At 66.8% G+C, this 22526-nt stretch carries 24 protein-coding genes; 22 read left to right on the plus strand and 2 right to left on the minus strand.

The features are described from left to right. Window positions 1–263: 263 nt before the first annotated feature. The 16 genes from J5X07_RS01755 to J5X07_RS01830 all read left to right on the plus strand — a co-directional run bounded on the left by J5X07_RS01755 (window position 264) and on the right by J5X07_RS01830 (window position 15554). Complete coding sequence (locus tag J5X07_RS01755; RefSeq protein WP_341769369.1) at window positions 264–929, plus strand: hypothetical protein; 666 nt, start codon at window positions 264–266, stop codon at window positions 927–929. Window positions 930–1021: 92 nt separating this feature from the next. Continuing rightward, window positions 1022–1630 (plus strand): OmpA family protein, encoded by a 609-nt coding sequence (locus J5X07_RS01760; protein ID WP_244924906.1) that lies wholly within the window; start codon window positions 1022–1024, stop codon window positions 1628–1630. A gap of 214 nt (window positions 1631–1844) precedes the next feature. Next, window positions 1845–2597 (plus strand): hypothetical protein, encoded by a 753-nt coding sequence (locus J5X07_RS01765; protein ID WP_243896272.1) that lies wholly within the window; start codon window positions 1845–1847, stop codon window positions 2595–2597. Further along, entirely contained in the window at window positions 2594–3274 is a 681-nt protein-coding gene (locus J5X07_RS12795) for an OmpA family protein (protein ID WP_243896274.1), read from the plus strand. The genes J5X07_RS01765 and J5X07_RS12795 overlap by 4 nt, the downstream gene beginning before the upstream one ends. A 991-nt stretch (window positions 3275–4265) precedes the next feature. Then, a complete protein-coding gene (locus tag J5X07_RS01775) occupies window positions 4266–4868 on the plus strand; it encodes a hypothetical protein (RefSeq protein ID WP_124932687.1) in 603 nt (200 codons plus the stop codon). Continuing rightward, window positions 4868–5605 (plus strand): Flp pilus assembly protein CpaB, encoded by a 738-nt coding sequence (gene cpaB / locus J5X07_RS01780; protein WP_124932686.1) that lies wholly within the window; start codon window positions 4868–4870, stop codon window positions 5603–5605. The genes J5X07_RS01775 and cpaB overlap by 1 nt, the downstream gene beginning before the upstream one ends. A 2-nt stretch (window positions 5606–5607) precedes the next feature. Beyond that, complete coding sequence (locus J5X07_RS01785) at window positions 5608–7197, plus strand: AAA family ATPase (protein ID WP_208478458.1); 1590 nt, start codon at window positions 5608–5610, stop codon at window positions 7195–7197. A 2-nt stretch (window positions 7198–7199) separates the two neighbouring features. After that, window positions 7200–7577: a TadE/TadG family type IV pilus assembly protein gene (locus tag J5X07_RS01790; protein ID WP_208478459.1), complete on the plus strand. Its 378-nt coding sequence runs from the start codon at window positions 7200–7202 to the stop codon at window positions 7575–7577. Further along, window positions 7577–8878: a TadA family conjugal transfer-associated ATPase gene (locus tag J5X07_RS01795; RefSeq protein WP_124932683.1), complete on the plus strand. Its 1302-nt coding sequence runs from the start codon at window positions 7577–7579 to the stop codon at window positions 8876–8878. The genes J5X07_RS01790 and J5X07_RS01795 overlap by 1 nt, the downstream gene beginning before the upstream one ends. Then, on the plus strand, window positions 8878–9801 hold the full coding sequence (locus J5X07_RS01800; RefSeq protein ID WP_243896276.1) for a type II secretion system F family protein: 924 nt from the start codon (window positions 8878–8880) through the stop codon (window positions 9799–9801). The genes J5X07_RS01795 and J5X07_RS01800 overlap by 1 nt, the downstream gene beginning before the upstream one ends. Beyond that, on the plus strand, window positions 9801–10685 hold the full coding sequence (locus tag J5X07_RS01805; protein WP_124932682.1) for a type II secretion system F family protein: 885 nt from the start codon (window positions 9801–9803) through the stop codon (window positions 10683–10685). The genes J5X07_RS01800 and J5X07_RS01805 overlap by 1 nt, the downstream gene beginning before the upstream one ends. A gap of 274 nt (window positions 10686–10959) precedes the next feature. Continuing rightward, entirely contained in the window at window positions 10960–11907 is a 948-nt protein-coding gene (locus J5X07_RS01810) for a sensor histidine kinase (protein WP_185731943.1), read from the plus strand. 25 nt (window positions 11908–11932) lie between these two features. After that, a complete protein-coding gene (locus tag J5X07_RS01815; protein WP_243896278.1) occupies window positions 11933–12580 on the plus strand; it encodes a response regulator transcription factor in 648 nt (215 codons plus the stop codon). Window positions 12581–12697: 117 nt separating this feature from the next. Then, the gene (locus J5X07_RS01820) at window positions 12698–12913 is read left to right on the plus strand and encodes a Flp family type IVb pilin (RefSeq protein WP_124932680.1); all 216 of its coding nucleotides are present in this window, start codon (window positions 12698–12700) and stop codon (window positions 12911–12913) included. A 523-nt stretch (window positions 12914–13436) separates the two neighbouring features. Further along, window positions 13437–14819: an OmpA family protein gene (locus J5X07_RS01825; protein WP_185731942.1), complete on the plus strand. Its 1383-nt coding sequence runs from the start codon at window positions 13437–13439 to the stop codon at window positions 14817–14819. A 105-nt stretch (window positions 14820–14924) separates the two neighbouring features. After that, complete coding sequence (locus tag J5X07_RS01830) at window positions 14925–15554, plus strand: pilus assembly protein TadG-related protein (protein ID WP_208478460.1); 630 nt, start codon at window positions 14925–14927, stop codon at window positions 15552–15554. Window positions 15555–15583: 29 nt separating this feature from the next. On the opposite strand, the gene J5X07_RS01835 is transcribed toward J5X07_RS01830, so the two are convergent. Next, on the minus strand, window positions 15584–16258 hold the full coding sequence (locus J5X07_RS01835) for a prepilin peptidase (protein WP_208478461.1): 675 nt from the start codon (window positions 16256–16258) through the stop codon (window positions 15584–15586). A gap of 300 nt (window positions 16259–16558) precedes the next feature. On the opposite strand from J5X07_RS01835, the gene J5X07_RS01840 reads away from it, so the two are divergent. From J5X07_RS01840 to J5X07_RS01855, 4 genes are all read left to right on the plus strand, one after another. Further along, a complete protein-coding gene (locus J5X07_RS01840; RefSeq protein ID WP_208478462.1) occupies window positions 16559–18004 on the plus strand; it encodes a hypothetical protein in 1446 nt (481 codons plus the stop codon). Between the two features lie 327 nt (window positions 18005–18331). Beyond that, complete coding sequence (locus J5X07_RS01845) at window positions 18332–18793, plus strand: hypothetical protein (protein WP_208478463.1); 462 nt, start codon at window positions 18332–18334, stop codon at window positions 18791–18793. An 11-nt stretch (window positions 18794–18804) separates the two neighbouring features. Next, window positions 18805–19398, plus strand: coding sequence for a hypothetical protein (locus tag J5X07_RS01850; protein ID WP_208478464.1), 594 nt, complete (start codon window positions 18805–18807; stop codon window positions 19396–19398). An 11-nt stretch (window positions 19399–19409) separates the two neighbouring features. Then, on the plus strand, window positions 19410–20414 hold the full coding sequence (locus J5X07_RS01855; RefSeq protein ID WP_208478465.1) for a hypothetical protein: 1005 nt from the start codon (window positions 19410–19412) through the stop codon (window positions 20412–20414). On the opposite strand, the gene J5X07_RS01860 is transcribed toward J5X07_RS01855, so the two are convergent. Continuing rightward, window positions 20401–20814: a DUF192 domain-containing protein gene (locus tag J5X07_RS01860; RefSeq protein WP_208478466.1), complete on the minus strand. Its 414-nt coding sequence runs from the start codon at window positions 20812–20814 to the stop codon at window positions 20401–20403. The genes J5X07_RS01855 and J5X07_RS01860 overlap by 14 nt on opposite strands. 326 nt (window positions 20815–21140) lie before the next feature. Between J5X07_RS01860 and rplJ the strand changes: the two genes are divergently transcribed. Together rplJ and rplL are read left to right on the plus strand one after the other, a co-directional pair. Beyond that, window positions 21141–21662 (plus strand): 50S ribosomal protein L10, encoded by a 522-nt coding sequence (rplJ, locus tag J5X07_RS01865; RefSeq protein ID WP_124932671.1) that lies wholly within the window; start codon window positions 21141–21143, stop codon window positions 21660–21662. A gap of 63 nt (window positions 21663–21725) precedes the next feature. Continuing rightward, window positions 21726–22115, plus strand: coding sequence for a 50S ribosomal protein L7/L12 (gene rplL, locus J5X07_RS01870; RefSeq protein ID WP_124932670.1), 390 nt, complete (start codon window positions 21726–21728; stop codon window positions 22113–22115). Window positions 22116–22526 lie beyond the last annotated feature (411 nt).

Consider the following 22526-nt stretch of genomic DNA (forward strand, 5'->3'; position numbering starts at 1 on the left):
TGGCCTGAGGCCCTCCGGGCACCGCAGTTGGAGTTCCGGGCCCGCGATCGGGCTGGTGGAACCAGCTGCTGAATCGACGCCGTCGGCCGTCTCCCCGCGTGGGAGGCGGCCGACGGCGTCCCCGTGCTCCCCGGGGCCTGCCCGTGGAATGGGGTGGGGCCCGGGCCCTGCACGTTCTTTCCCCGTGGGAGCCTGCCCATTCCTCTGTTTCCGGGATTCTCCTACGGTGCTGCCATTCCTCGAGCCGAGACGGCTGGCGAGGAGTGGCAATTGAGCACGATGGAGGTTTCATCATGATGGGGATGACTGAGCGGGCTGCTGGGCGGGTTCTCGCCGCGATGAGTGCGGTCGGATTGGCACTGGGGCTGGCGGGCTGCCAGCTCACGGGAGGAGGCAGCGATGATGCGGCGTCGTCACCTGCTGCCTCCGGGGCCGGCAGCGCAGGTGCGGGTACGAGCGAGGCTGGTGGCGAGGGCGGGGGAGCGCCGGGGAATCTCGGCTCCTATGAGACGACCGTTGAAGGGAATGCGGCCACCGTCACCCTCAACTCGGTCGGTGGCACGGGGAGCACGATCACCGTCACATTCACCGTGACGAATAATGACCCGGACGATGACATGTGGGTCTATGAGACCTTCTCCGACGGTGATGACTCCGTTCCGCAGGCGGAGGGAAAGCCCTCCCCCGGAGGGGTATCCAATAATGCCGACGGGCTCACGCTCACCGAGTCGTCCTCCTCGACGGTCTACCGGGTGGCCTATGACGGCAACGGGGGCTGCCTGTGCTCCGGCCCCTTATCGGAGTATGTGAAGCCGGGGAACTCCCTGGTCCTGCAGGCGACCTTCGCCGGCGTTCCTGCCGAAGCCTCCACGGTCACGGTCGCCATCCCCTCGGGTGGCACCTTCAGCAATGTGACGGTGACCCGATGAGACCGGGGACGCTCAGGGCATCGGCGCGCGATGGCCGGCGCCGGTGTGGCCGCGCGCGCCTGCCGCTCCTGCCGGGTGCTGCCGTCCTCGCCGTGAGCGCGCTCGTCCTCGCCTCGCCCGCCGCGGCTGCCTCCACGCCCTCTGCGCTGAGCGGCGCGGCCGGTGCCTCGTCGGGGGAGGCCTCTCCGACGCCGTCGGGCAGCGGGAGGGTCGAGAGGATCCCTCCTGAGAGCACCGGCCCGGGCATCCCCCGAACCGCGGACCTCATCGTGCGCGCGATGGAGCCGGTCTCGCGGAAGGGCAGTGCCGATAGTGCGGTGACCTACTCCTCCCACGGCTCGACGACGACGGCCTCCCTGTCCGGGGATGTCAACTTCGACGTCGATTCCGCGACGCTCACCGAGCGTGCCAAGGAGGTGCTGGACGGGATTGCCGAGGGTTGGGGGAGCAGGCCACCGGCCTCGGTGACGGTGGTGGGGCACACTGATTCGGTGGCTGATGATGGGCATAACCAGACCCTGTCCGAGCAGCGGGCGCAGGCGGTGGCCGAGTACCTGACCTCCAAGGCGCCCTCCGTGACGGTGGAGTCCTCGGGCAAGGGTGAGAGCGAGCCGGTGGCCAGTGAGACCAAGGAGGATGGCTCGGTCAGTGAGGAGGGCAAGGCCGCCAACCGCCGCGTGGAGATCACCTGGCAGCAGTAGGAGGCATCGTGCGCCGTCGGCCGTCTCCCCGCGTGGGAGGCGGCTGACGACGCGTCTGCGGGCAGTGCCCGGGCTCTCCCCGTGGACCCGTGAGGGGCCCGGGCTCTATACGCTTTCTCCCCGTGGGCGCCTGCCCATATCCCTGCCATGATGGTGGTTCTACTCTTGAGAGCGGGGCGGGCAGAGGGAGTCCGCCAGATCATGGAGGTTCGCGATGATCCGCACGACGATCCGCACTGGCAGGACCACTGAGAGGGCCGAGGGCGGTGGAGCAGCCCGGCGCTCCGCCTCGCCGTCGGGTGGACGGCGCCGTCGGCTGCTGGCCGCCGTGAGTGCCGCCGCCCTGGCCGCCGGCACCCTGAGCGCCTGCTCGTTCTTCGGGGGCGGCTCGGAGGAGTCCGCCGACGGCGGCTCGCAGCAGGCCTCGAACGTCCCCGCGGCGGTCACCTCCGTGCTGGAGTCCACCCGGGCCTCGGCGGGCTCCGATGAGCCGGTGGCCATCTCGACCGAACTGCCGGTCATCGCCTCGCGGGAGAGCTCCGAGGGCAAGACGCCCCTGACCATCACCCTGAACTCCGTGACCGTGTCGGGCGGGGTGACGACCGTCCTGTTCTCCGTGACCAACACCAATACCGAGGCGGGGGATGACTGGATTCCTTGGGACAACCTGTCCGACCAGGTCAGCGGCGTCCCGCTCAACTCCGAGGGCGCGGTCAGCGACAGTGGCGGGACTAACTACAACACCGACGGCGTCACCGTCCTGGACACCACGAACAACGAGATCTACCGGGCGGCCTACGACACCGGGGGCAACTGCCTGTGCTCGCCCACCTCCGGCCTGAACATCGCACCCGGCCGGACCATGGTCTTCCAGACCTCCTTCGCCGCCCTGCCCCAGGATGTGAGCGCCGTGACGGTGACGATTCCGCTGGCCGGTTCCTTCGACAACGTGTCGGTGACACGATGAGCGCCCCGGGAGTCAGCAGGGCCCATCGCGGCCTGACCAGCGGTGCCTGCGCCCTGGCGGCCCTGGGGGTGGCCCTGGTCGGGATGGTGGGCCCGGCCTGGGCCGATGACGAGTCGCCCGAGGACTCCAGGGGCGGCGTGGCCACGAGGACCTCGGGCTCGGTCACCCATCCGCCTGCGATCACCGGGCAGGCCATGCCGCCCGCCTCCGTCCGGCCCGATATCACGCCGATCAGGCAGATCGTCATGCCGAGGATGGACCTCGTCCTGCGCGTGGGGGCCTCCGACGGTGCGGTGACTACGGACTCCGATGGCACGAGGACCAGGGCGACGCTGTCGGGCGACGTCAACTTCGAGACCGACTCGGCCACCCTCACCGACCGGGCCACGCAGGTCCTCGACGAGATCGTGTCCGGGTGGGGCGGTGCTCCGCCGGAGTCGGTGACGGTGGTGGGGCACACCGATTCGGTGGCAGACGACGCCCACAACCAGACCCTGTCCGAGCAGCGGGCCCAGGCCGTGGCCGACTACCTGACCTCCAAGGCGCCGTCCCTGAAGGTGGAGGCCTCCGGGAAGGGCGAGAGCGAGCCGGCAGCAAGCGAGACCAAGGAGGACGGCTCGGTCAGCGAGGAGGGCAGGGCCGCCAACCGCCGCGTGGAGATCACCTGGCAGCAGTGATAGCGCGCTGCCGTCGTGGGCGCGGGGCGAGGGCTCTCGACGCGGCAGGCACAGGCAGGTGGTGTGGAGAACCACAGCGTGCCTGAGGCCCTCTCGCTGGAGATGAGTGCGCTGGGAGGGCATGGTGAAAGGCTGTCGGTCCTTGGCCTGCGGATATAGAGCGGGGCATGTGGAGAGCCGTGAACGAGGTGCGGACAGACCGAGGGATCCGCGTGTACCTGGGGAGTGCATGGGTGTATCGGGGACGTATGGATAACGGCTGCTGACAGGTGTTGAGTGCGATGAGGATCGGGCCTTAGCGGCGGGATGGTGAGGGAATTCGCGAATGTGGTGTGAGACACCGGGGCTGGGGGCGGCCGTGGGGCGAGCGCCCCTATCGACTCTCCCGGCCGTCCCTTAGGCTGATGTTGTTGGAAAGCGCCAATGGCTCCAGTTATCTCTGTAGGTTTCCGAGTCTGCTGCTGCCGTTCGAGGATGCTTCACGTCCTTTCATGATGGCGCTGAACCATGGTGTGCTTGATCGTTCACCAATATGTCCTCGTGGGGGTTCAGGGATGGGGAGAAGGGCCCGTCCAGATGGGAGGGGTATCCCATGCTGGTGCTGTCCGCCTCATGTATAGTCCCTGACAACATCACGATCGTTGCAGTTTGGTTGCGATCACCTCAAGAGTCGTGCGTCCCATCCCATACCCATTCCCAAGAGTGGTAAGGCCGTCGGCTTTGGTCGTTCTGGCTGCGTGATCAGGAGGAAACCGGATTCTCCCCGCCGGTCGGGGGGACTGATCACAGGAGGGAAGTCATGTTCCTCACCGCGGGAATTGATCTCTCCGGGCTGGTTCCAGGCCTGAAATCGGCCGATACCCTTGACGGGGCGGTCGGCCTGATCCCAGCCTGGCCTGAGGAGGACGTGCTCATCCTCTGCGGGCCCAGAGAGGCCATGCGGGCGCCCTGGGTCGCCCGGGCCGCTCTGGAGCATGATCGCGTCGCCATCGTGACGATCCCAGGAACTCCCACTCGTCAGGCGGCCATCGCCTCCCTGGTCCTGTCCATCCCCACCAGCCACCTGGGCGTGGCGCAAGCGGTGGTCGACGCCTCGCAGAGGATCGTGTCCACCCGCGTTGCCCTGACCTCCGTGTCCCGGCTCGAGGCGGGCCGCCCGTCCATGCTCCAGCACCTGCGCAGCTTCTTCCCCGGAGCGAGTTTCGACGTCGACGTGGTCACGCGCGAGGTCACCTCCGTCAAGCCCGTGGACTGGTCGCAGCTGCCAGTGGCGATGAGCGTGGAGGCCCGCTCTGAGCCCCCCGGCGGCGACGGCGCGATCGCCGTCGTAGCGCCACCGGCCGGCTTTCACCTGCCTGTGGACCCAGCGACCTGGAAGGCCCGCAGCTGGGTGGAGCGCTCGGCGCTTCCCGAGGCGCCCAACCGGATGGCCATCGCGCTGGCGCAGCGGGCCGGATGCAGCGGATGCCCCACCTGCGGCAGGCCTGCGGGCCCCACTGGCTGCCTGTTCTGCGGAACCGACCGCACATCCGTCGGGGCCATGAGAAGCAACCGGCCCGTGAACCGGGCCACGACCGAAGGAGCAAGGATCTGATGAACCCCCGGCAGCGCAAAGGCGTCATCCTCATCTTCTTCACCATGATCGGAGCCCTCGTCACCTTCGGGCTCGTGGCCTCCTACGTCAGCTCGGTCGCGAGCCAGGTAGGACCGATGACCACCGTCGTCACCCTGACCCGGGATGTGGAGTCCCTGACCTCGCTGACCGAGGAGGATGTGGAGATCAAGGAGGTGCCCGAGCGGTGGGTGCCCGAGCAGGCGCTGCACACCTTCGAGGAGACGGCAGGACTGGTGACCGCCGGCAGCTACCACAGCGGCGACATGCTCCAGAGCGGGATGCTCGAACCGCCCCCGGGCCTCCAGCCCGGCTACCGCGAGGTCGCCATCATCGTCGACGCCGAGACCGGCGTGGCCGGGAAGGTCTCCTCGGGCGAGACGGTCGACATCATCGCCACCGTCGAGGACCCGAGCACGAAGGTCCAGGAGGCCAAGGTCGTGGTCGAGAACGCCCTTGTCATCGATGTCGGCGTGCCCACCGCGGTCAAGGAGGAGGATGCCTCCGGGAACTTCACCGATGAGGAGGGCGTCCCGGTCACCTTCGCCCTGACCTCGCAGGACGCGCTCAAGATCGCCTACGCCGAGAGCTTCGCCGTCAAGGTGCGCCTGGCCCTGCGCGGCGAGGGGGATGACGGCGCCCTGGATCCCGGATCCACCCAGTACGGAGGTGCTGCCCAGGCGCCCGAGGCCCCTGCGGCGCCCCAGGGCGGTGAGTGAGCATGGCGCTGTTCATCGTCTCCCAGGACCGCGAGGTCGTCGAGCAGGTGCGGGCCACCCTGCGCGAGATCGACGCCACGACCTCGATACACGCCGTCGCCTCCTCAGAGGCCCTGCGCCTGCGGCTCCAGGACGACTCCGAGGGGCATGTCGTTCTCATCGACCTGCGCGTCAACGATGGGCTCGGGCTGGATCTGGCCCGGGAGGTCACGATGGCCTGGCCGCTGGTGGCCACCCTGCTGCTGACCACGGAGCGCGGCAACCAGATCTACGAGAACGCCCTGGAGGTGGGGGCCCGTGATGTGCTGCCACTCCCGGCCTCCCTGGAGGCCTACTCCACGCGGATCCCCTCGGCGCTGGCGTGGACGCAGGCGGCCCACCACCGCGTGGAGGGGGTGGCCATCGAGCAGCAGCGCCAGATCGGCCGGGTCATCGCCGTCGTCGGCGCCAAAGGCGGAGTGGGAACATCACTGCTGGCCCTCCTCCTGGCCCGCGAGTTCGCCAGGCGGGCCCCCACCTGCCTGGTGGACTTCGACCTGCGCAATGGTGATCTGGCCGCCTACTGCGGGGCCAGGCCGCGGCGCTCCGTGGCGGACCTCGCCGAGGTGGGGGAGAACATCGGCCGCCGTGAGCTCGACGAGGCGAGCTTCCCCGTGCCCCACGGGATCATGCTCCTGTCGGCACCACGGCACGGCGAGGCCGGTGAGGCCATGGGGGAGGCGCAGATCCGGCGCGTCATCCAGGCCACGCGCTACCAGTACGCCGCCATCATCCTGGACTGCGGGTCCCGCCTGGATGATGTGCAGGCCGCCGCCCTGGACTTCGCCGACGAGCTGCTCATCGTTGCCACCCCCGACATCCCCGCCCTGCGGGCCGCTCGGCGCCTGCATGAGGCCATGGAGCGGCTCGATATCGCCCGCTCCACACCGATGTCCCTGGCGCTGAACAAGGTGAGCAGGAGGGCGGAGATCCAGCCGGCCGCCGCTGGCCGCCTGACCGGCCTGGCCCTGGGGGTGGAGATCCCTGAGGCTGAGAAGCTGCTGGAGCCGCCCATGAACACCGCCACCGTCCTGGATCAGCCGCTGGAGCCCATCTGCGAGCCGCTCTCGAAATGGGTGGATCACAGTGCCCGTCCTCCTCAGGGGGCGCCTGCGCCCCAGGTGCAGCAGGGATTCGACGAGATCACCCGCGGCAGGAGCGCTGAGGGTGCGGAGCAGGGCAAGCGGGACCGGCGTCGGGAGAAGAGGAGGACCTGGGGGCGGCGTCGGGAGCGGGGCCAGATCCTCGCTGAGGCACCCGTGGGCTTCGCCCTGGTGACGCTGGCCGTCCTGGTGTGCATCCAGCTCGTGTTCTGGGGCGCCAGCCACCTCGTGGCCTCCAATGCCGCTGAGGACGCGGCGCGCTACTACGCCGTGGGGATGTCGCCCGGGGAGGTGCAGGCCAGGGTGGCCGACGACGTCCCCTGGGGCTGGGACGACAACCTCACCGTCGGCGCCCCCAGCGGCGATCGGGTGAGGGTGTCCCTGACGATCCCCTCGCCCTTCACCCTGCCGCCCGCCGATGCCACTGCGAGTATCCACTGGGAGCGTTGATCATGAGTCTTCGACAGTACCGAGCCGACCGGCGCCACTGCGAGCGGGGATCCCTCTCCGTGGAGCTCGCGATCGCCATCCCCATCATCGTGCTCGTCACCCTGTTCGTGGTTCAGGGCTTCCTGGCAGTCTCAGTCATCTCCTCGGCGCAGACCGCCGCCCGCGATGGTGCCAGGGCCGCGATGACCCGCTCGGCCTCAGTGGAGGGCGCGGTGGCCGAGGCCCTGCCGGACTGGGTGGTCACCGAGAGTGTGAGCCGGTCCTGCCCCGGTGAGAACTGCGTGGCGGTGACGGTGCGCATGCCCGTCGGCATCCCCTGGATCACCAGCGAGGAGCTGACGGTGACGCGGAGCGCCTCCTTCCCCCGGGGGGAGTCCTGATGGCCCTGCGCGACAGGGTCCTGCGCGACCAGGACCAGCCCACGAATGAGCGCGAGAGCCTGGTCTCGGTCTACCGCAGCAGGCTCCTGGAGGAGGTCGACCTCAACGAGGTCTCGTCCCTGTCGATGCCGCAGCGCCGGGCCCGCCTGGAGCGCATGCTCTCCCGCATCCTGTCCGCCGAGGGCCCGGTGATGTCCTCCCCGGAGAGAGCCCAGCTCATCGAGCGGGTGGTCGACGAATCGGTGGGCCTGGGGATCCTCGAGCCGCTCATCGCCGACCAGAGCGTCACCGAGATCATGGTCAATGGGGCGGGGAGCATCTTCGTGGAGCGCTCCGGGCGCCTGGAGCGCCTGCCCCAGGGCTTCTCCTCCGAGGCGGAGATCTACCAGACCATCGACCGCATCGTCTCCTCGGTCAACCGCCGGGTTGATGAGTCCAGCCCCATGGTGGATGCCCGCCTGGCGGGGGGCGAGCGCGTCAACGTCATCATCCCGCCCCTGGCCCTCGACGGGCCGACGATCACGATCCGCCGCTTCCCGCGGCCCTTCCGCCTCAACGACCTCATCGCACGCCGGAGCCTGCCCGAGGACGCGGCGGCCCTCCTGGCGGCGATGGTCCGGGCGCGCCTGAACATCCTGGTCTCCGGCGGTACCGGCACGGGCAAGACGACCTTCCTCAACGCCCTGTCCGGTGCGATCCCCGAGGCCGAGCGCATCCTGACCATCGAGGACGCCGCCGAGCTCTCCCTCCAGCAGCACCATGTCGTGCGCCTGGAGGCCCGGCCCGCCAACTCCGAGGGCAAGGGGCAGGTGACGATCCGCGACCTGGTGCGCAATGCCCTGCGCATGCGGCCGGACAGGATCGTCGTCGGCGAGGTCCGTGGCGGCGAGACCCTGGACATGCTCCAGGCGATGAACACCGGTCACGAGGGCTCCCTGACCACGGTGCATGCCAACAGCACGGCCGATGCCCTCAGCCGCCTGGAGACCCTGGCCTCCATGTCCGATGTGGCCCTCCCGGTCGACACGATCCGTGATCAGATCAACGGCGCCATCGACATCATCGTCCAGCTCGAGCGGGACTCCACGGGCATGCGGCGCGTCAGCGAGATCGCCGAGGTCACCTCCCAGCGCCGGGAGCCGTACGTGACCCAGCCGGTCATGCGCTTCGTGCCCGGGCCCTCGCGCTCCGGGGAGGGTGAGACGCTGCGCTTCCCCCTCTCCGAGAACCTCTCCCAGCGCATGGTGGCCAAGCGCGAGCAGATCCCGCCGGCCTATGCCGGGACGCCGGGGGGTGCGTGATGAGTCCGTGGCTGGTGCTCTTCTCGGCGGTCGTGCCCCTGGTCCTGGGATGCTGGGGGATCGCCGTGCTCTCCGGGGACCGCGCCCGCAGCCAGGAGCTGGAGGAGAGCGTGGGTGCAGGGGGCCGGCCGGCCAATGGCGGCCGGCTCGGCGGTATGGGGCGCCGCCTGCGCTCGACCCGCTGGATGACGGGCATGCAGAAGCGCCTCGCGGCGGCAGGGCTGTCATGGCCCGCGGGTCGGGTGCTGCTCGTCCTGGCCTTCGCCATCATCGTCATCCTCCTGGGCGGGCAGGTGCTTGTGGGCCGGATCGCCTCGGTCGTTATCGCCCTGCTCCTGCCCCTGCTGCTGTGGAAGTGGCTGGACTACCGCAAGACCAAGCGGACCCAGCGCTTCGTCGCCCAGCTCCCGGAACTGGCCCGCCTGCTGGCCAATGGGAGCTCCGCGGGGCTGTCCATGCGCCGCTGCCTGGGGATGGCGGCCACGGAGCTTCCGGAGCCCGCGAGCGGAGAGATCAACCATGTGGTCAGCCAGCTCGATATCGGCTGGTCGATCGAGCAGGCGCTCCAGCAGCTCACGGAGCGGCTGCCCTCCCGTGAGGTTGGAGTCCTCATTCGCACCATCGTCATCCAGCAGCGCGCCGGCGGGGAGCTGGTCCGCGCCCTGCATGATATCGCCGCCTCCCTGGAGGACCGCAAGGAGCTGCGCCGCGAGGTGGGGACCACCATCATGGGCGCCTCGATCTCCGGCTACGCCGTCATCCTCATCGGATTGGGCTCGGTGCTTCTCATGAATCTCTTGAAGCCCGGGATCCTCGACATGATGGCCACCTCCCTCCTGGGCCAGATCGCCCTGGTGACCTCCGGAGTGCTCTTCGGTGGAGGTATCGGTCTGATGCGCCTAGTGGGGAGGGTGGATATCTGATGCACCCCATCGCACTTCTTGCTGGTTGTGCCGCCTTCGCCCTGGTCCTGGGTGCTGCGCAGGGCCTGCGCATGGTCCGCTATGACGCCGCGAGCTCGCTGTCCATGGAGGAGCCTGTGGATAGTGGGGCTCGGGGCAGCCTCATCGTCAGGGTCGTCGACGGCCTGGGGCGCCGCTTCGGGAGCCTGCTCCGGGGGGTGTACAGCCCTCGACAGCGAGCATTATTGGAGAAGCGGTTGAAGAGGGCGGGCTATCCGGCGGGCCTCACCCAGGCGAGTTTTATTCAACGGGAAGCCGGTTTCATGGTCCTTGGGGTGATCGTCCTCCTCTTTGCCTTCCTGCTGCGTCAGTGGCTCCTGGGCTTCATGATCTCCTTGCTTCTCGTCGGATGGATGCGGTTATGGCTCATCAATACCGGGATGCGGCGCTCCCGGGAGATCGATCGTGACCTGCCTGATTTCCTTGATGTATTGTCAGTGACGGTCCGCTCGGGGATGGCCTTCCGGCCCGCTATCGAGCGCGTGAGCTCTTATCATGGAGGTCCGTTGGCCGAGGAGATGAGGAATGCCATCCAGTCCATGCGGCTGGGGGTTTCCCGCCGGGATGCCTTCGTCGCGGTTCGGGATAACTCTCGTAGCGAGAACGTTGCCCTCTTCGTCTCGGCCTTCCTCCAGGCCGAAGAGCTGGGCACGCCCCTGGCGGACGCCCTGATGGACATCTCCACGGAGATCCGTCGGGAGCGGGCCCAGCAGGTCCGGCGCGCGGCCGCCAGGGCCCAGCCGAAGATCGCCCTGGTGGTCACCACGATGATCCTGCCCGCCACGCTGCTCCTCATCCTGGGCGGGATGATCCTCATCAATATCGGATCCGGCTTCGGGGGTTGAGATGAACATTGAAGATGCGCCCCTGGCCACGCAGGTCCTGGCGGGAACCATCAGGTCGACGGTGTCCTTCCTCGCCTGCGCGCGGATGGGGATACTGACGGCGATAGGTGTCGTAGCGGCTGTTGCCTGGCCGGGGACCGGTGCGGCCGTGCTTCCGCTTCTCGCCTTGCCGATGAGTGCGCTTCTCCTGTGGGGCTGGTCGTGGACCTCGCACGCGGTGCTCAACGGTTGGCTCTTCCCGGTAGGCGACGCCGTCATAGCAGGGATTCTCTGTGTGGTTGTTGTCACCCGTCTTGATGCCCCGGTGCTCGGCGGGGCCTACCTCCTGCTCTCCATCGTGCTCATGGGAATCACCCGCTCCGCCCCCTGGGTGGCCGGGTGGCTCGTCATCACAGGAGCCATTGTGCTCGTCGGGCATGGGCCAGCCTCTCCCTACGGCGGGGGGATGGGACTCGCCCTCATCCTGGTGTCCTTCGTGCTGACCGCGATGCTCGCCCTGAGGATGGGGAACCAGTTCCGACAGACCGGTCATCTCACCGACGAGCTCGCCGAGGCGCGCATCCAGCGGGCCGCCAGTGATGAGCGCCTCCTCATCGCCCGGGACCTGCATGACTCGGTGGCCAAGTCCGTCCATGGCATCCGCATGCTCTCCGAGGCGCTGCGGGATGATCTGGAGGGCGCCGATCCTGGGACGCGGCGCCTGGCGGAGGTCCTCTTCGAGTCCGCGGATGAGGCCAGCAGAGAGGCCCGTGCTGTCCTGGACGGATTGAACTCCTCGGCGCAGGTGCAAGATCTCAGTGCCCACCTCTCCCAGCAGGTCGAGACCTGGGGGCGGCGAACCGGCCATCGAACGGTCCTCGACCTCTCGGAGGATCTCCGGGGGCAGCAGGCCCAGGGTGAGTGGGCCTGGAATGTCGAGCGTGTGCTCGGGGAGCTGCTCGCGAATGTGGAGAAGCATGCGCAGGCGGAGACTGCCCACGTGACGATGCGCCGTCAGGAGGAGACCCTCGTTGTCGTGGTCGAGGACGATGGGCGGGGGACCCCGGAGGCGCTGCACCGGTTGGATGATCTCGCCTCCGAGGGGCATTACGGACTGGCAGGGGTGAGGGAGCGCCTGCGGAGATTCGAGGGGGCGTTGCATATCGGGCAGCGCGCCGATGGACCTGGAACAGCGGTCACCATGACGGTGCCACTGCCCCGCCAGGAGCACGGGATCGCATGATGTTGGAACACATGAGGAAGGCACGATGATGCAGGTACTGGTTGTGGACGACAACCCGATCGTCAGGGCGGGACTGGTGACCCTCCTGCGGCGCATGGAGCAGGTGGAGAGCGTCGAGGAGGCCGGGGATGGAGTGGAGGCGATCACCTCGGCCCGCAGGACCTCTCCCGATGTCGTGCTCCTCGACGTCGATATGCCGAGGATGGGCGGGCTGGAGGCCCTACCGGAGCTCTCGTCGCTCTCCACCGTCCTCATGCTCACCAATTCGGGCCAATCCGAGACGATCCGCCAAGCACTGGAGCTCGGGGCACGCGGCTACCTGGTGCACGGCGGGATCGGCATGAAGGAGCTCGCCGGGGCACTGTCCACTGCTCTCATGGGCGGGATGGTCCTGGGGCCGGAGGCGGCGGAGGTCATGCTCAACGGCCCGGCGCCCCAGGCGACGAATCCGCTGCGCGCCAAGGTCACGGAGCGCGAGGCGGAGGTCCTCGATGCTGCCGCCCGCGGCATGACCAATGAGGAGATCGCCCGGGAGCAGTTCCTCTCGGCCCGGACGGTGAAGAACTACCTCAATGCCGCCTACCCCAAACTGGGGGTGCACAACAGGGCGGAGGCGGTTCTGGCCTGGGTCAACGGAGGGGCGCCGGACAGGGCGGGAGAAGGGCTGAGCTGAGGGCGCCTGCCCCTGGGGTGCGGGTCATGAGCTCCCCTAGAGTAATGAATGTCAGCAAGGACGGGCGCTTAAAGCCGGTCCACCTCATGTCACTCGCAAAGCGAAAGGGGACACGACATGTTCAGCACCAACAAGATGCTCGCCCTCCAGGTCCGTACCAAGATGGCCTTCGAGCAGATGAAGAACTCTGAGCGCGGCCAGACCGCTGTGGAGTACGCCGGGATCGCCTTCCTCGTTGCGCTGATCGCTCTGGCGCTGATCGGCGCCAACTCGGAGATCGGAGACGCGGTTAAGGCCAAGATCATCGAGGCGATCGACAAGATCACTGGCTGATCCAGCATCTAGCGCTGCATAGGGAGGTGCCCCGCTCGCCGGAGCGGGGCACCTCCCTTATCGTCTTGGGAGCTCCTGTGGAGCTCTAGGGCGGGCGTGAATCCTGAGATCGTTTATCCATGGTGCCTGGGGAGTCCACGGGGTGTTCCCTGTGGCGAGGTGCCGGGGCATGCTCTAGGGTGGTTTGCATCCTTGTCGGTTGCTCATCGCGCAGCGGGATGCGAAGGAATCCTCTGGGTGCATGTGAGTGCAGTAGTTCAATCTGCGGAGAGGACGTGTGATCATGGGCGGTAGGACTCGACGGTCAGTGCTCCTGGGTGGTGGTCTATCGGTGCTGGGGGTGCCGGTGCTGGCCGCATGCCTGGGACGGGGGCAGGATAGCGGCTCCGCTGAGCCGACTGGAGGAGACGGCAGCGCGTCGAGCAGCGCTCCTAGCGGGGCGTCCTCGGGAGGTGCCAGTGGTGGTGCCTCGGTGGACCCGGGGCGGGGGGTGAAACGGACAGTCACGACGATGGGGGCGAGCGTGGAGATCGCAGTGGGGCCGGCCATGGTCAGTGGTGACGTCATGGTGGTGCCGCTCGCAGCGCACCTGGACAAGCTCTGGACCACCAAGCCGCCGTCGGTCACCGGTGACGGCGTGAATATCGCACTCCTATGGAACGGGACGGAGAGCTTCAGCGGCGCTGATGGTGTGCGGCTGGTGGACTTCGATACGGGAATGGCGCAGGAGACTTACAAGGCGGCTTCTGAGTCAGCCGAGGTGAGTGAGGAGAGTCCCGATGACGTGCTGCATGCGTTCTTCAAGCCGGTGACTGCGGAACGCATCAATGTGCTCGTGCCCCAGGCGGGCCTGTTCACAGGTGTCCCGGTGGTGCGTGATGGCAAGTTGTCGGCCGAGGCCCAGAAGGCGCTCGATCGGGCGAAGGACACGAAGAACAGTCCAGATCCTGCGGCCTTGGAGAGCTTCACTGCAACAGTTGACGGCGCCTCGGATACGCGGGTGACGCAGGAGTCGGTGACGGTGACGCTGGCGGCCGATGTGCTGTTCGCCGTCGATTCGGCGGAGCTCAGCGGTGAGGCCGATGCTGCCCTGCGAGGGGCAGCGGACCAGCTCAAGGCGTATTCCGGGGGCGAGGTCTCGATCGTGGGGCACACGGATGACGTTGCTGATGAAGCCCATAACCAGGACCTGTCCACGCGCCGGGCTCAGGCCGTGGCCGATCGCCTGGGGCAGTTGACCGATATGTCCGCCTTCACCGTGAGTGTGTCGGGCAAGGGTGAGGGTGAGCCGCGGGTGCCCAATGACTCTGACGAGAACCGCCAGCTCAATCGACGGGTGGAGGTCGTTCTCGTCCCCACCCAGGAGGTCTCCGAGAAGAAGGGGAGGAGCGACAGCAGCGGGGAGCTACCGGCGCCCCAGGGGCCAACGGCCAAGGGAAGTGAGGGCGTCACCGTCTCGCGTGGCCTCGGCGATGGCGAGGCGGTCTTCACCCTGAAGGAGGTCACCCGCTATGGGGACTACCTCGTCGGGGAGGTCATGGTGACCGGTGGCACCGGGGGAACAGTGGTGGGGCCAGCCGACTGGCTCCAGCCCACGAAGAGGCTGGGGAGTGCCCGAGGCGAGGAGGACAATGCGCTGCTCTTCGCGGTGACGGGGCTGAGCCTGTTGACGGGGACGACGCGGTACTACCCGGTGGACTACAGGTCCGCCAAGGACACGCACCACCCGCTCAGTGAGATTACAGCAGACAGTGTGTTAGGCGAGGGAAATACGACGACTCTGACGGTGGTCTGGCCCGACACCGGTCAGGACACGGTCACCCTCGATCTTGAAGCGCCCGAGAAGAACTCTGCCCGATCGAACAACCCCTTCCGCCTCACCGACATCCCCGTCGTCGAGCGGTGAGATGTCGATGGGACGCCTCGTGGTCAGGGGGTGCGTCAGGGGCGATCGCCCCTGGCGGATGACGACTCACTCGAGTGCAATAGGAGTACTTGAGGAGAGGTGATCATGGAGGAACTGCGTCGTCGTCTGCGGCTGAGGGCCACCGAGGAGCGGGGGAGCATGCTCCCCTATGTTGTGGCGGGGGTCTTCGTCATCACCCTCATCGGGTACATGCTCATCGGATACCTCGGTGATGGCTACGACGAGAGCCGGCAGTCCAAGGCTGCCGCGGATGCGGCCGCTCTAGCAGCAGCGGAGTCCTGGTCTCAGGCACTGGAGTTGGAGTACACCAAGGCGCTGGCCTCCTCAAGCCCAGCCGAGTTCTGGAGCCACTTCGGTAAACGGCTCACCCTGACCAAGGGGACGGCGGAGCTCGCGGCGGAGCAGTATGCGAGCAACAACGACGCCACGGTTACCTCCGTCTCCTACGATGCGCGCACCGCCACCGTCGAGGTCACCGTTCGCGGGAACGATGAGATCAGGGACACTGGGCAGCGGGCTGAGGCCACCGCCTCGGCCCGGATCGTCTTCGAAGGCGGGATCTGCAACTCCAAGGGCGACCTGGGGGTCTCCATCGGGGGCGCCTGCGCCACCAGTCCCACCTCCGCAACCGTCCCTGATGGCTTCGACTTCTCCACAGCCCTCAAGGGCGTGCTTCCTCAGACCAGGACCCGCCTGACCGACGGGCAGGACTGAGGAAGCAGTCAACCGCAGGGCTGCAGCCCTCAGGGCATGCTCAACGCCCAGCTCAGGAGGATCCCTGCAATGAGATAGGGGCCGAAGGCCATGGGATCCTTCCGGCCGATTCGCTTGAGCGCCATGAGAGTAAGCGCCACGGGGCCGGCCAGGAGGAAGCTTCCCATGAGGGCTCCTAGGGGAGCCAGCAGGCTCAGGGAGCCCAGCCACAGGCCCGCCACGCCCATGAGTTTGACATCCCCCATCCCCATTCCCGAGCCGATGAAGGCCAGTACAGTCGTGACGACGAGCACCAGCGCGGCTGCCCCCAGCCAGGTCAGCACAGCAGTGGCACTGGGTTGCTGGGCTAGTCGCACGATGCTGCTCATGAGAGCGGGAAATGCGGCAAGCCCGAGGAGGGCATTGGGCAGGCGGTGGCATACCGCGTCCACGGAGCCGGCCTGGCAGAGGGCGACGGCGACAGGCGCGGCCAAGAGCCCTTCAAGAGGAGCATTGAGGGAGCAGGCCCACCCGATGGTGAGCCCCGAGGCAAGCAGGGCCAGGCCGGCCTGCCATGCCGTGCCCAGGAGCCAGGTGTGCCGCGGTCGTGGATCCTCAATCTCCTGCGCATAGCTGCGGCACCAGGAGGCGCCTCTACCACCAGCCAGCACCGCGCAGGTGACGGTGACGAGAGCGCCGATCACGCCTGTGACCGCCCCGCTCATGCCGAGTGGCCTTCCTTCCTGGTCCTCGTGCGATAGAGACGGTGCGGTCGTGCTACCTTGAGGGTCATGATCAGCATGGCCCTAGCCTGGCAGAACTCACCGCATCGGGGCGGCTTCTCGAGAAGATCAGGGAGTTCTCAGGGCGAACGCCCCTAGGAGCAGGGACACCGGTTGCGGTCTCCTTGGTTCGTGGATGCGCGAGAGCGACGGAATACTCGGCCGACGAACCAGGAGGACCCGATGCAGTCTCGATGGCGGATGACATGCGAACGTGGTCAAACAGCGGTCCAATACGCGGGCATGGCGTTCTTTGCCGCTGTGCTGGCCGTGGTGCTGATCGCCTTCTCCACCCCCATCGGCGAACAGGTCGCCTGCAAGATCCAAGGCGCGATTGCTGAGTTGACTGGCGACAGCTATTCGTGTAGTTCCACTGCGGCCAGTGACCCCTATCAAGTGGATCCTTCTAAGGTGGTCAAGTCGTCTATTGAGAAGTCGTCTTCTACTGAAATCGGAGTTTCTGTTCCCGTGGGGCCAGGATCCGTGAATGTTGATGGTAAAGATGGGCAGGCAATTACGTTTACAACCTATTCTGATGGCTCTGGGATGCGAGGATTCAGTTCTACACAGGAGTTGTCTGGCAGTTATGGTGTAGAGAAAGGTCGGGAGAGCAGTAAAGAAAACAAAGGCGGCGAGGCCGGTTTTGAGGCTAAAGTTAGCGCCTCTGGGGGCGTCTCGGTAAGTCGTACCACGACTAATAACTTCCATTGTGACTCCGAAGGACAACCATCTTGCCGGCAGTTCGATAGAGATAATTCTGAGGCGATTGAGGATCATCTTGATAATCACGGATTTGGGCGTTTTGGTGAGGAGAAGGAGGTGAATGATGAAGTGGATGAGCAATCGGTATCACACAAGGTGAGGCTCTTCCTTCAGGCCGGGGCGTCCGTCAGCGCTAACGCGGAGATCAAAAAGAACAATAACAATGGGGGCGAGGAGGATGAAGAGGGTGCTAGTGTCAGTGTGGGCAGCGGGAGTGTCGGCGCAAGCGTGTCCATATCGGGAGAGGCGAGCTATACTCATACGGATTCGATAGCCAAGACGGAAACAGGTGAGAAGCACAGTACTTCGCATGAATTTTCTTATAAGGGCGAGGCGTCTGCTTCTGCGTCCGCCGAAGGGAAGGGTCCGAATGAGGTGTTCGGATTAGAAGGAAATGCTGATGCGTCAGCTAGTTATGTGGGTAACTATAAAGTGACGTATGATGAGATGGGTAATCTACAAACTATTACTTTCACTAACGTCAAAGAGGGGCAGGCGTCAGCCTCTGCGAAGGCTGAAGTGGGAGGAGCTGAAATTGGGGATGCCTCTGCTGCCACGCCTACGGTGACCTCCACCATCGAGACAACCCTCGATGTCTCATCACTAAGCCCGGAGCAGAGGCGAATCGCTGAGGACTACGTCAACTCCTCCCTGACTAACGGGGCGCTGACAGTGCCCCAGTCCGCTCTTGACCCTAGTAAGCCCTCCTCTGATCCCTTTGACAATCTCCTTTATGAGAGGGCTCAGGTTACGCGTACCCTGCAGGAGGGGACTCAGGTTACTGACTCTGGGGGCGTTGATTTTTGGGTTATGAACTGGAATGAGGTTGACTCGGAGACAACCAAGGAGACCCTCTCCGTTGAGCAACTGGGGCGCCCGTCCGTAGGGGGTGGTGAGAGGCGTTATGAGGATGCTGAGATTCCATAATGAGTCGGCAGGTATCCTTTTGGTTGAACCTGAGGTGCGGTACTGCCCAGTGACTGGGTTGTCGCTACATGGACTTTGGAGTATACTTTAGACATGAGTATGTATGTTGTGAGGAGTAGGCGGATGATTCGATTCGATTGTGGTTCCTCCATCGTGGGCGGTCTTGTGATGATCCTCGTCGGTGCTATGTTGTGCTCATGTAGTAGTTCTTCCGATCCTGCCGATGCTTCGATTTCTCCTGATTCAGTTCGCGAATCGGCGTCTGCGGCTACGGAACAGCCATCTAGTGGTGTTTCTTCTGCGCCTTCGCAGGCGGAGGGGTGGACGATGAATCCGGCCCTCGGGCTTACTGTGACGATATCCGAAGAGGCTGGTTCTGAGCCTCCGAGGACGTTCGATGACGGCCGGAAGCAGGTTATATACAATGTGGATACGGATGCTCCTTACTCTGTTTTTGTGGAGTATTATGCTAATGGAGAGAAGAGTGCTGATGATATTCTCGCCGTCGAGCAGGAGGCCTTTTCTTCGAAAGGTGAGGATGTGTCTGCGGTCAGCGTGTCGGTTGATGGTGGGAGAAATGCTAGGCGATTGGAGTGGTCGCAGCAAGGAAAAACCCGTTGGTCCACTGAGAGCCCCAATGCTGAAGTCGAGTTGAGAGGTGCGGCGATTATAGTTGACGGTGAGGGTGGGTATAGTTATTCCGTCTATGTGATGGCTCCGGCTGCTAATAGTGAAGCTGTGGATGCCGCATATGCGGTCCTCGACTCACTGGTGGTGAGCGCCCCGTGAGGCGGCGCGCCGTGGTTGCCTCAGCATCCGTCGTCGCCGCGGCCGGTGTGCTGGCCGCATGCGGATCCGGTGACGCCCCCTCAAAGGCCCTCACTGAGATCTCCGACGTCCCCCAGGCGCCCTCGCCGCGCCCAGGACCGGACGAGGACGCCGCCGGCTGGCAGGAGACAACCATTGGGGCCATGCGACTGCTCCTGCCCACGGACGCCGCCGGCCCCACCGCCCACGAGGACTGGGGCCAGTACGCCAGCTCCTACGACATCCCCGGTCAGAGCGAGGAGAACGGGGCGGCCCACAGGATCCTCACCGGCCAGCTCTCGGCCGGCACCTCCGCCAACGGCGCCCGCCAGGTCGTGGACCGCATCAATTCCTTCCTCATCGAGAACTATGTGGAGATCGACAGGATCTCCTGGGACCAGGACGAGGCCACAGGCATCGAGCGCATCGCCTTCTACTGGGGCCCCACCGGCTCCGACAGCGGCTGGACCTGGCTCACGGCCGGCAACAGCGGTGAGATCGCGATCGTCACGCTCTTCGGCAGCACCGTCGACGACGGGCTGCGCAACGGGATCGAGGAGTCCATGACCTACTCCGAGGGGGAGTAATGACCACCGCCATGCCTCGCAGAGCAGGACTCCTGGCACTCGTGGGCGGGATCGCCGTCGGCGCCGCCGCCTGCTCCTCACTGCCCGGCCCCGACGGGGACTGGGAGCGCGTCGACGAGAGCGGCATGCTCCTGGCCACCCCCTCCGGCTGGGAGAGATCAGCTCCAGCAGCGGGACTATGGACCGCCGTGTGGACCACCCGGGACGATTCGGGGAGCCGGCTCATGGCCGCCCCCCACGTCGACGCCGACGACGTCTACGGCGCCATCGACATCGCGATGAACGCCGCCCGCTCCGTCACCCGCGGATACACCCCCGTGGGGGCGCGCACCGCCTGGTCCGGGGGCGGAACCACCCTCGTCCGCCAGGACTACCGCGCCACCTCGCCCCTGGACGCCACCGGCACCCTCTGGGGGATTCAGCGGGGCGAGCGCATCGCTTTGCTCGACCTTGCCGGCCCCACCGTCACCGATGAGCAGCGCACCACCGTCGGATCCTGGATCGAGCTCACCGACGACCAGCCGGCCACCCCCAGCGCCGCCGTCTCAACCGCCTCCGCCTCTCAAGCCGTCCCCGGACAGGAGGCCGATGCCGACGGCGTCACGCTCCTCATTCCCGAGGGCTGGCTGGAGACCGGAGGGGCTGAGGGATCCCAGCGCTGGACCAGGGGATGGGCGCTGGTGGATGACAACAGCATCATGATCCAGCGCCTCCTCGTGGCACCCACCATGCCCGAGGAGTCCGTGGCGTTGGCACTGGCGCAGATCGAGGTCGACCACAAGGCGGGATCCCTCACCGGCTACGTCGCCAAAGTGCGCAACCCCCTGACATTGGAGGGCCTCAAGGAGGCCGTGCGCGTCGACTTCTCCCACGGTGATGACGGCACCGATGAGGGCTGCCTCTGGGTGATCAGCAACGGCGAGCGCATCGCCGCGGTGCAGTACGTCGCCACAGGTGAGATCAACACCGAAGTGCGCTCCGCCGTCGAGGACTCCCTGGCCCTCACCGCCGGCTGAAGCGCCCGGGCGCGGTGCCTCTGCGTGCGGGATCGGCCAGGACGCTGCCCCGACGGATGCCCAGGCGCTCGGCCATCCCGGCCTCCATCTCCACCACCGCGCTGGCGCGTAGGCGGGGCAGGCCGATCCGCCCCGGCGCCAAGGGCGCCACCGCCACCACCGTCCCGGAGCGGCGGACGTAGACGACATCGATCGTGTACCGCATGCCGAAGCAGTGCACCCAGTTGCAGCGCGGGATCCACAGCGCCCCCTCGATGCCGTCGGTGCCGAGCAGCCCCTTATTGCGCTCGCGCCGGTTGGAGGCCACCCACAGGGGCAGGCCCGTGTCCCGCCCGTCAACAGTGAGACGGGGGAGATCGTCGGGCAGGGCGTCTGACCACACGGGCGCTGTCGTCCTCATGGCGTGAGCCTATGGGGGCTGCGCCGCCACAGGCAGGGGCGCCCGCCCCGACGCCCCGGGGCGCCAGTGGAGCCCGCGGCGAGCCGAGCCCCGCGTGACCAGCCCCACGGCGCCCGGCCTTGCCGCAGCGGCGCCGTCGGCCTGTACAGTTGGCCCCGCCAAAGACCGCAGGTTGCCCACTCCGGTGGGACCAAGTCCGCTTACGGCGGGGCCGGCGCAGGTGAGACGAGACCCGGCCGGGGTGCCCCGGCCCGCGAGCCCCGTGCCCACCGGCGCGGGGCTCCTCTGCTGAGCGGGCCCTGCGGCAGACCACGGAAGGAGGGCCCATGGCACGGCCTGACAAGGAAGCAGCCGTCGCTGCACTCGCGGACAGGTTCCGCGAGGCGGACGCGGTCCTGCTCACCGAGTACCGGGGACTGAGCGTCAGCCAGCTCAAGGAGCTGCGCCGCGCTCTCGCCGGTAACGCCGAGTACGCCGTGGTGAAGAACACGCTTGCCGCGATCGCCGCCCGCCAGGTCGGCCTCGAGGCCTTCGCCGAGGACCTCAAGGGCCCCTCCGCCCTGACCTTCGTCACCGGTGAGCCGGTGGAGGCCGCCAAGGCCCTGCGTGACTTCGCCAAGGACAACAAGCAGCTCGTCATCAAGGGCGGCGTCATGGACGGCGATGTGCTGTCCGCCGACGGCGTCGACAAGCTCGCCTCTCTCGAATCCCGCGAGGTGCTGCTGGCCAAGGCCGCGGGCGCTATGAAGGCGTCCCTGTCCAAGGCCGCCTACCTCTTCGCCGCACCGGCCTCCCAGGCCGTGCGCACCGTCGACGCCCTGCGCGAGAAGCAGGAGACGGCGGCCTGAGGCCGCACGCGTCATCCACCACCCCTGCACGCGCAGGAACCACACCAGGAAGGAACGCCCATCATGGCGAAGCTGACCACTGAAGAGCTCATCGAGCAGTTCAAGGAGCTCACCCTCATCGAGCTCTCCGAGTTCGTCAAGGCCTTCGAGGAGACCTTCGACGTCACCGCCGCCGCCCCGGCCGCCGTGGCCGTGGCCGCCGCCCCCGCCGCTGCCGGTGGCGAGGCCGCCGTCGAGGAGAAGGACGAGTTCGACGTCATCCTCGAGGCCGCCGGCGACAAGAAGATCCAGGTCATCAAGGAGGTGCGCGCCCTGACCTCCCTCGGCCTGAAGGAGGCCAAGGAGCTGGTCGACGGAGCCCCCAAGGCCGTCCTGGAGGGCGCCAACAAGGAGGCCGCCGAGAAGGCCAAGGAGCAGCTCGAGGGCGCCGGCGCCACCGTCACCCTCAAGTGAGCCCCGCCCCGCTGCACGGCGCACGGTAGTTGCCGGCGCCGCGCCGGGGGAGTGCTTCCACGTGGCCCCGTCCACCCCTGCGGTGGGCGGGGCCGCGTCGCGTTCCCGCGCCGGGGGTGCTGAGGGCCACCGGTTCGGCGTCGGTTGGCGACTTGGGCGTCGTTTCGCGACGTGGACGTACCTTGCAGGTGTCGCCTCCGTCGCGAAGTGACGCGCCTGTCGCGAAGTGACGCCCTTCTTGCGCCCGGCGGGCCCTGTCACTGCCGTTGCTCCGGAGCCGCCCGGGTCAAGTCTCTTGGTGTGGTGTTCTTTGTGTTAGGTGGTGATGGTCATCAGGGGGTGGTTGTCGGGGGTGGTGTGGGTCAGGGTGTGGGTTAGTTGCTGGAGTGAGGTCTGGGATAGGTAGCGGCG

This window comes from Actinomyces bowdenii (assembly GCF_017592395.1).
GTDB lineage: Bacteria > Actinomycetota > Actinomycetes > Actinomycetales > Actinomycetaceae > Actinomyces > Actinomyces bowdenii.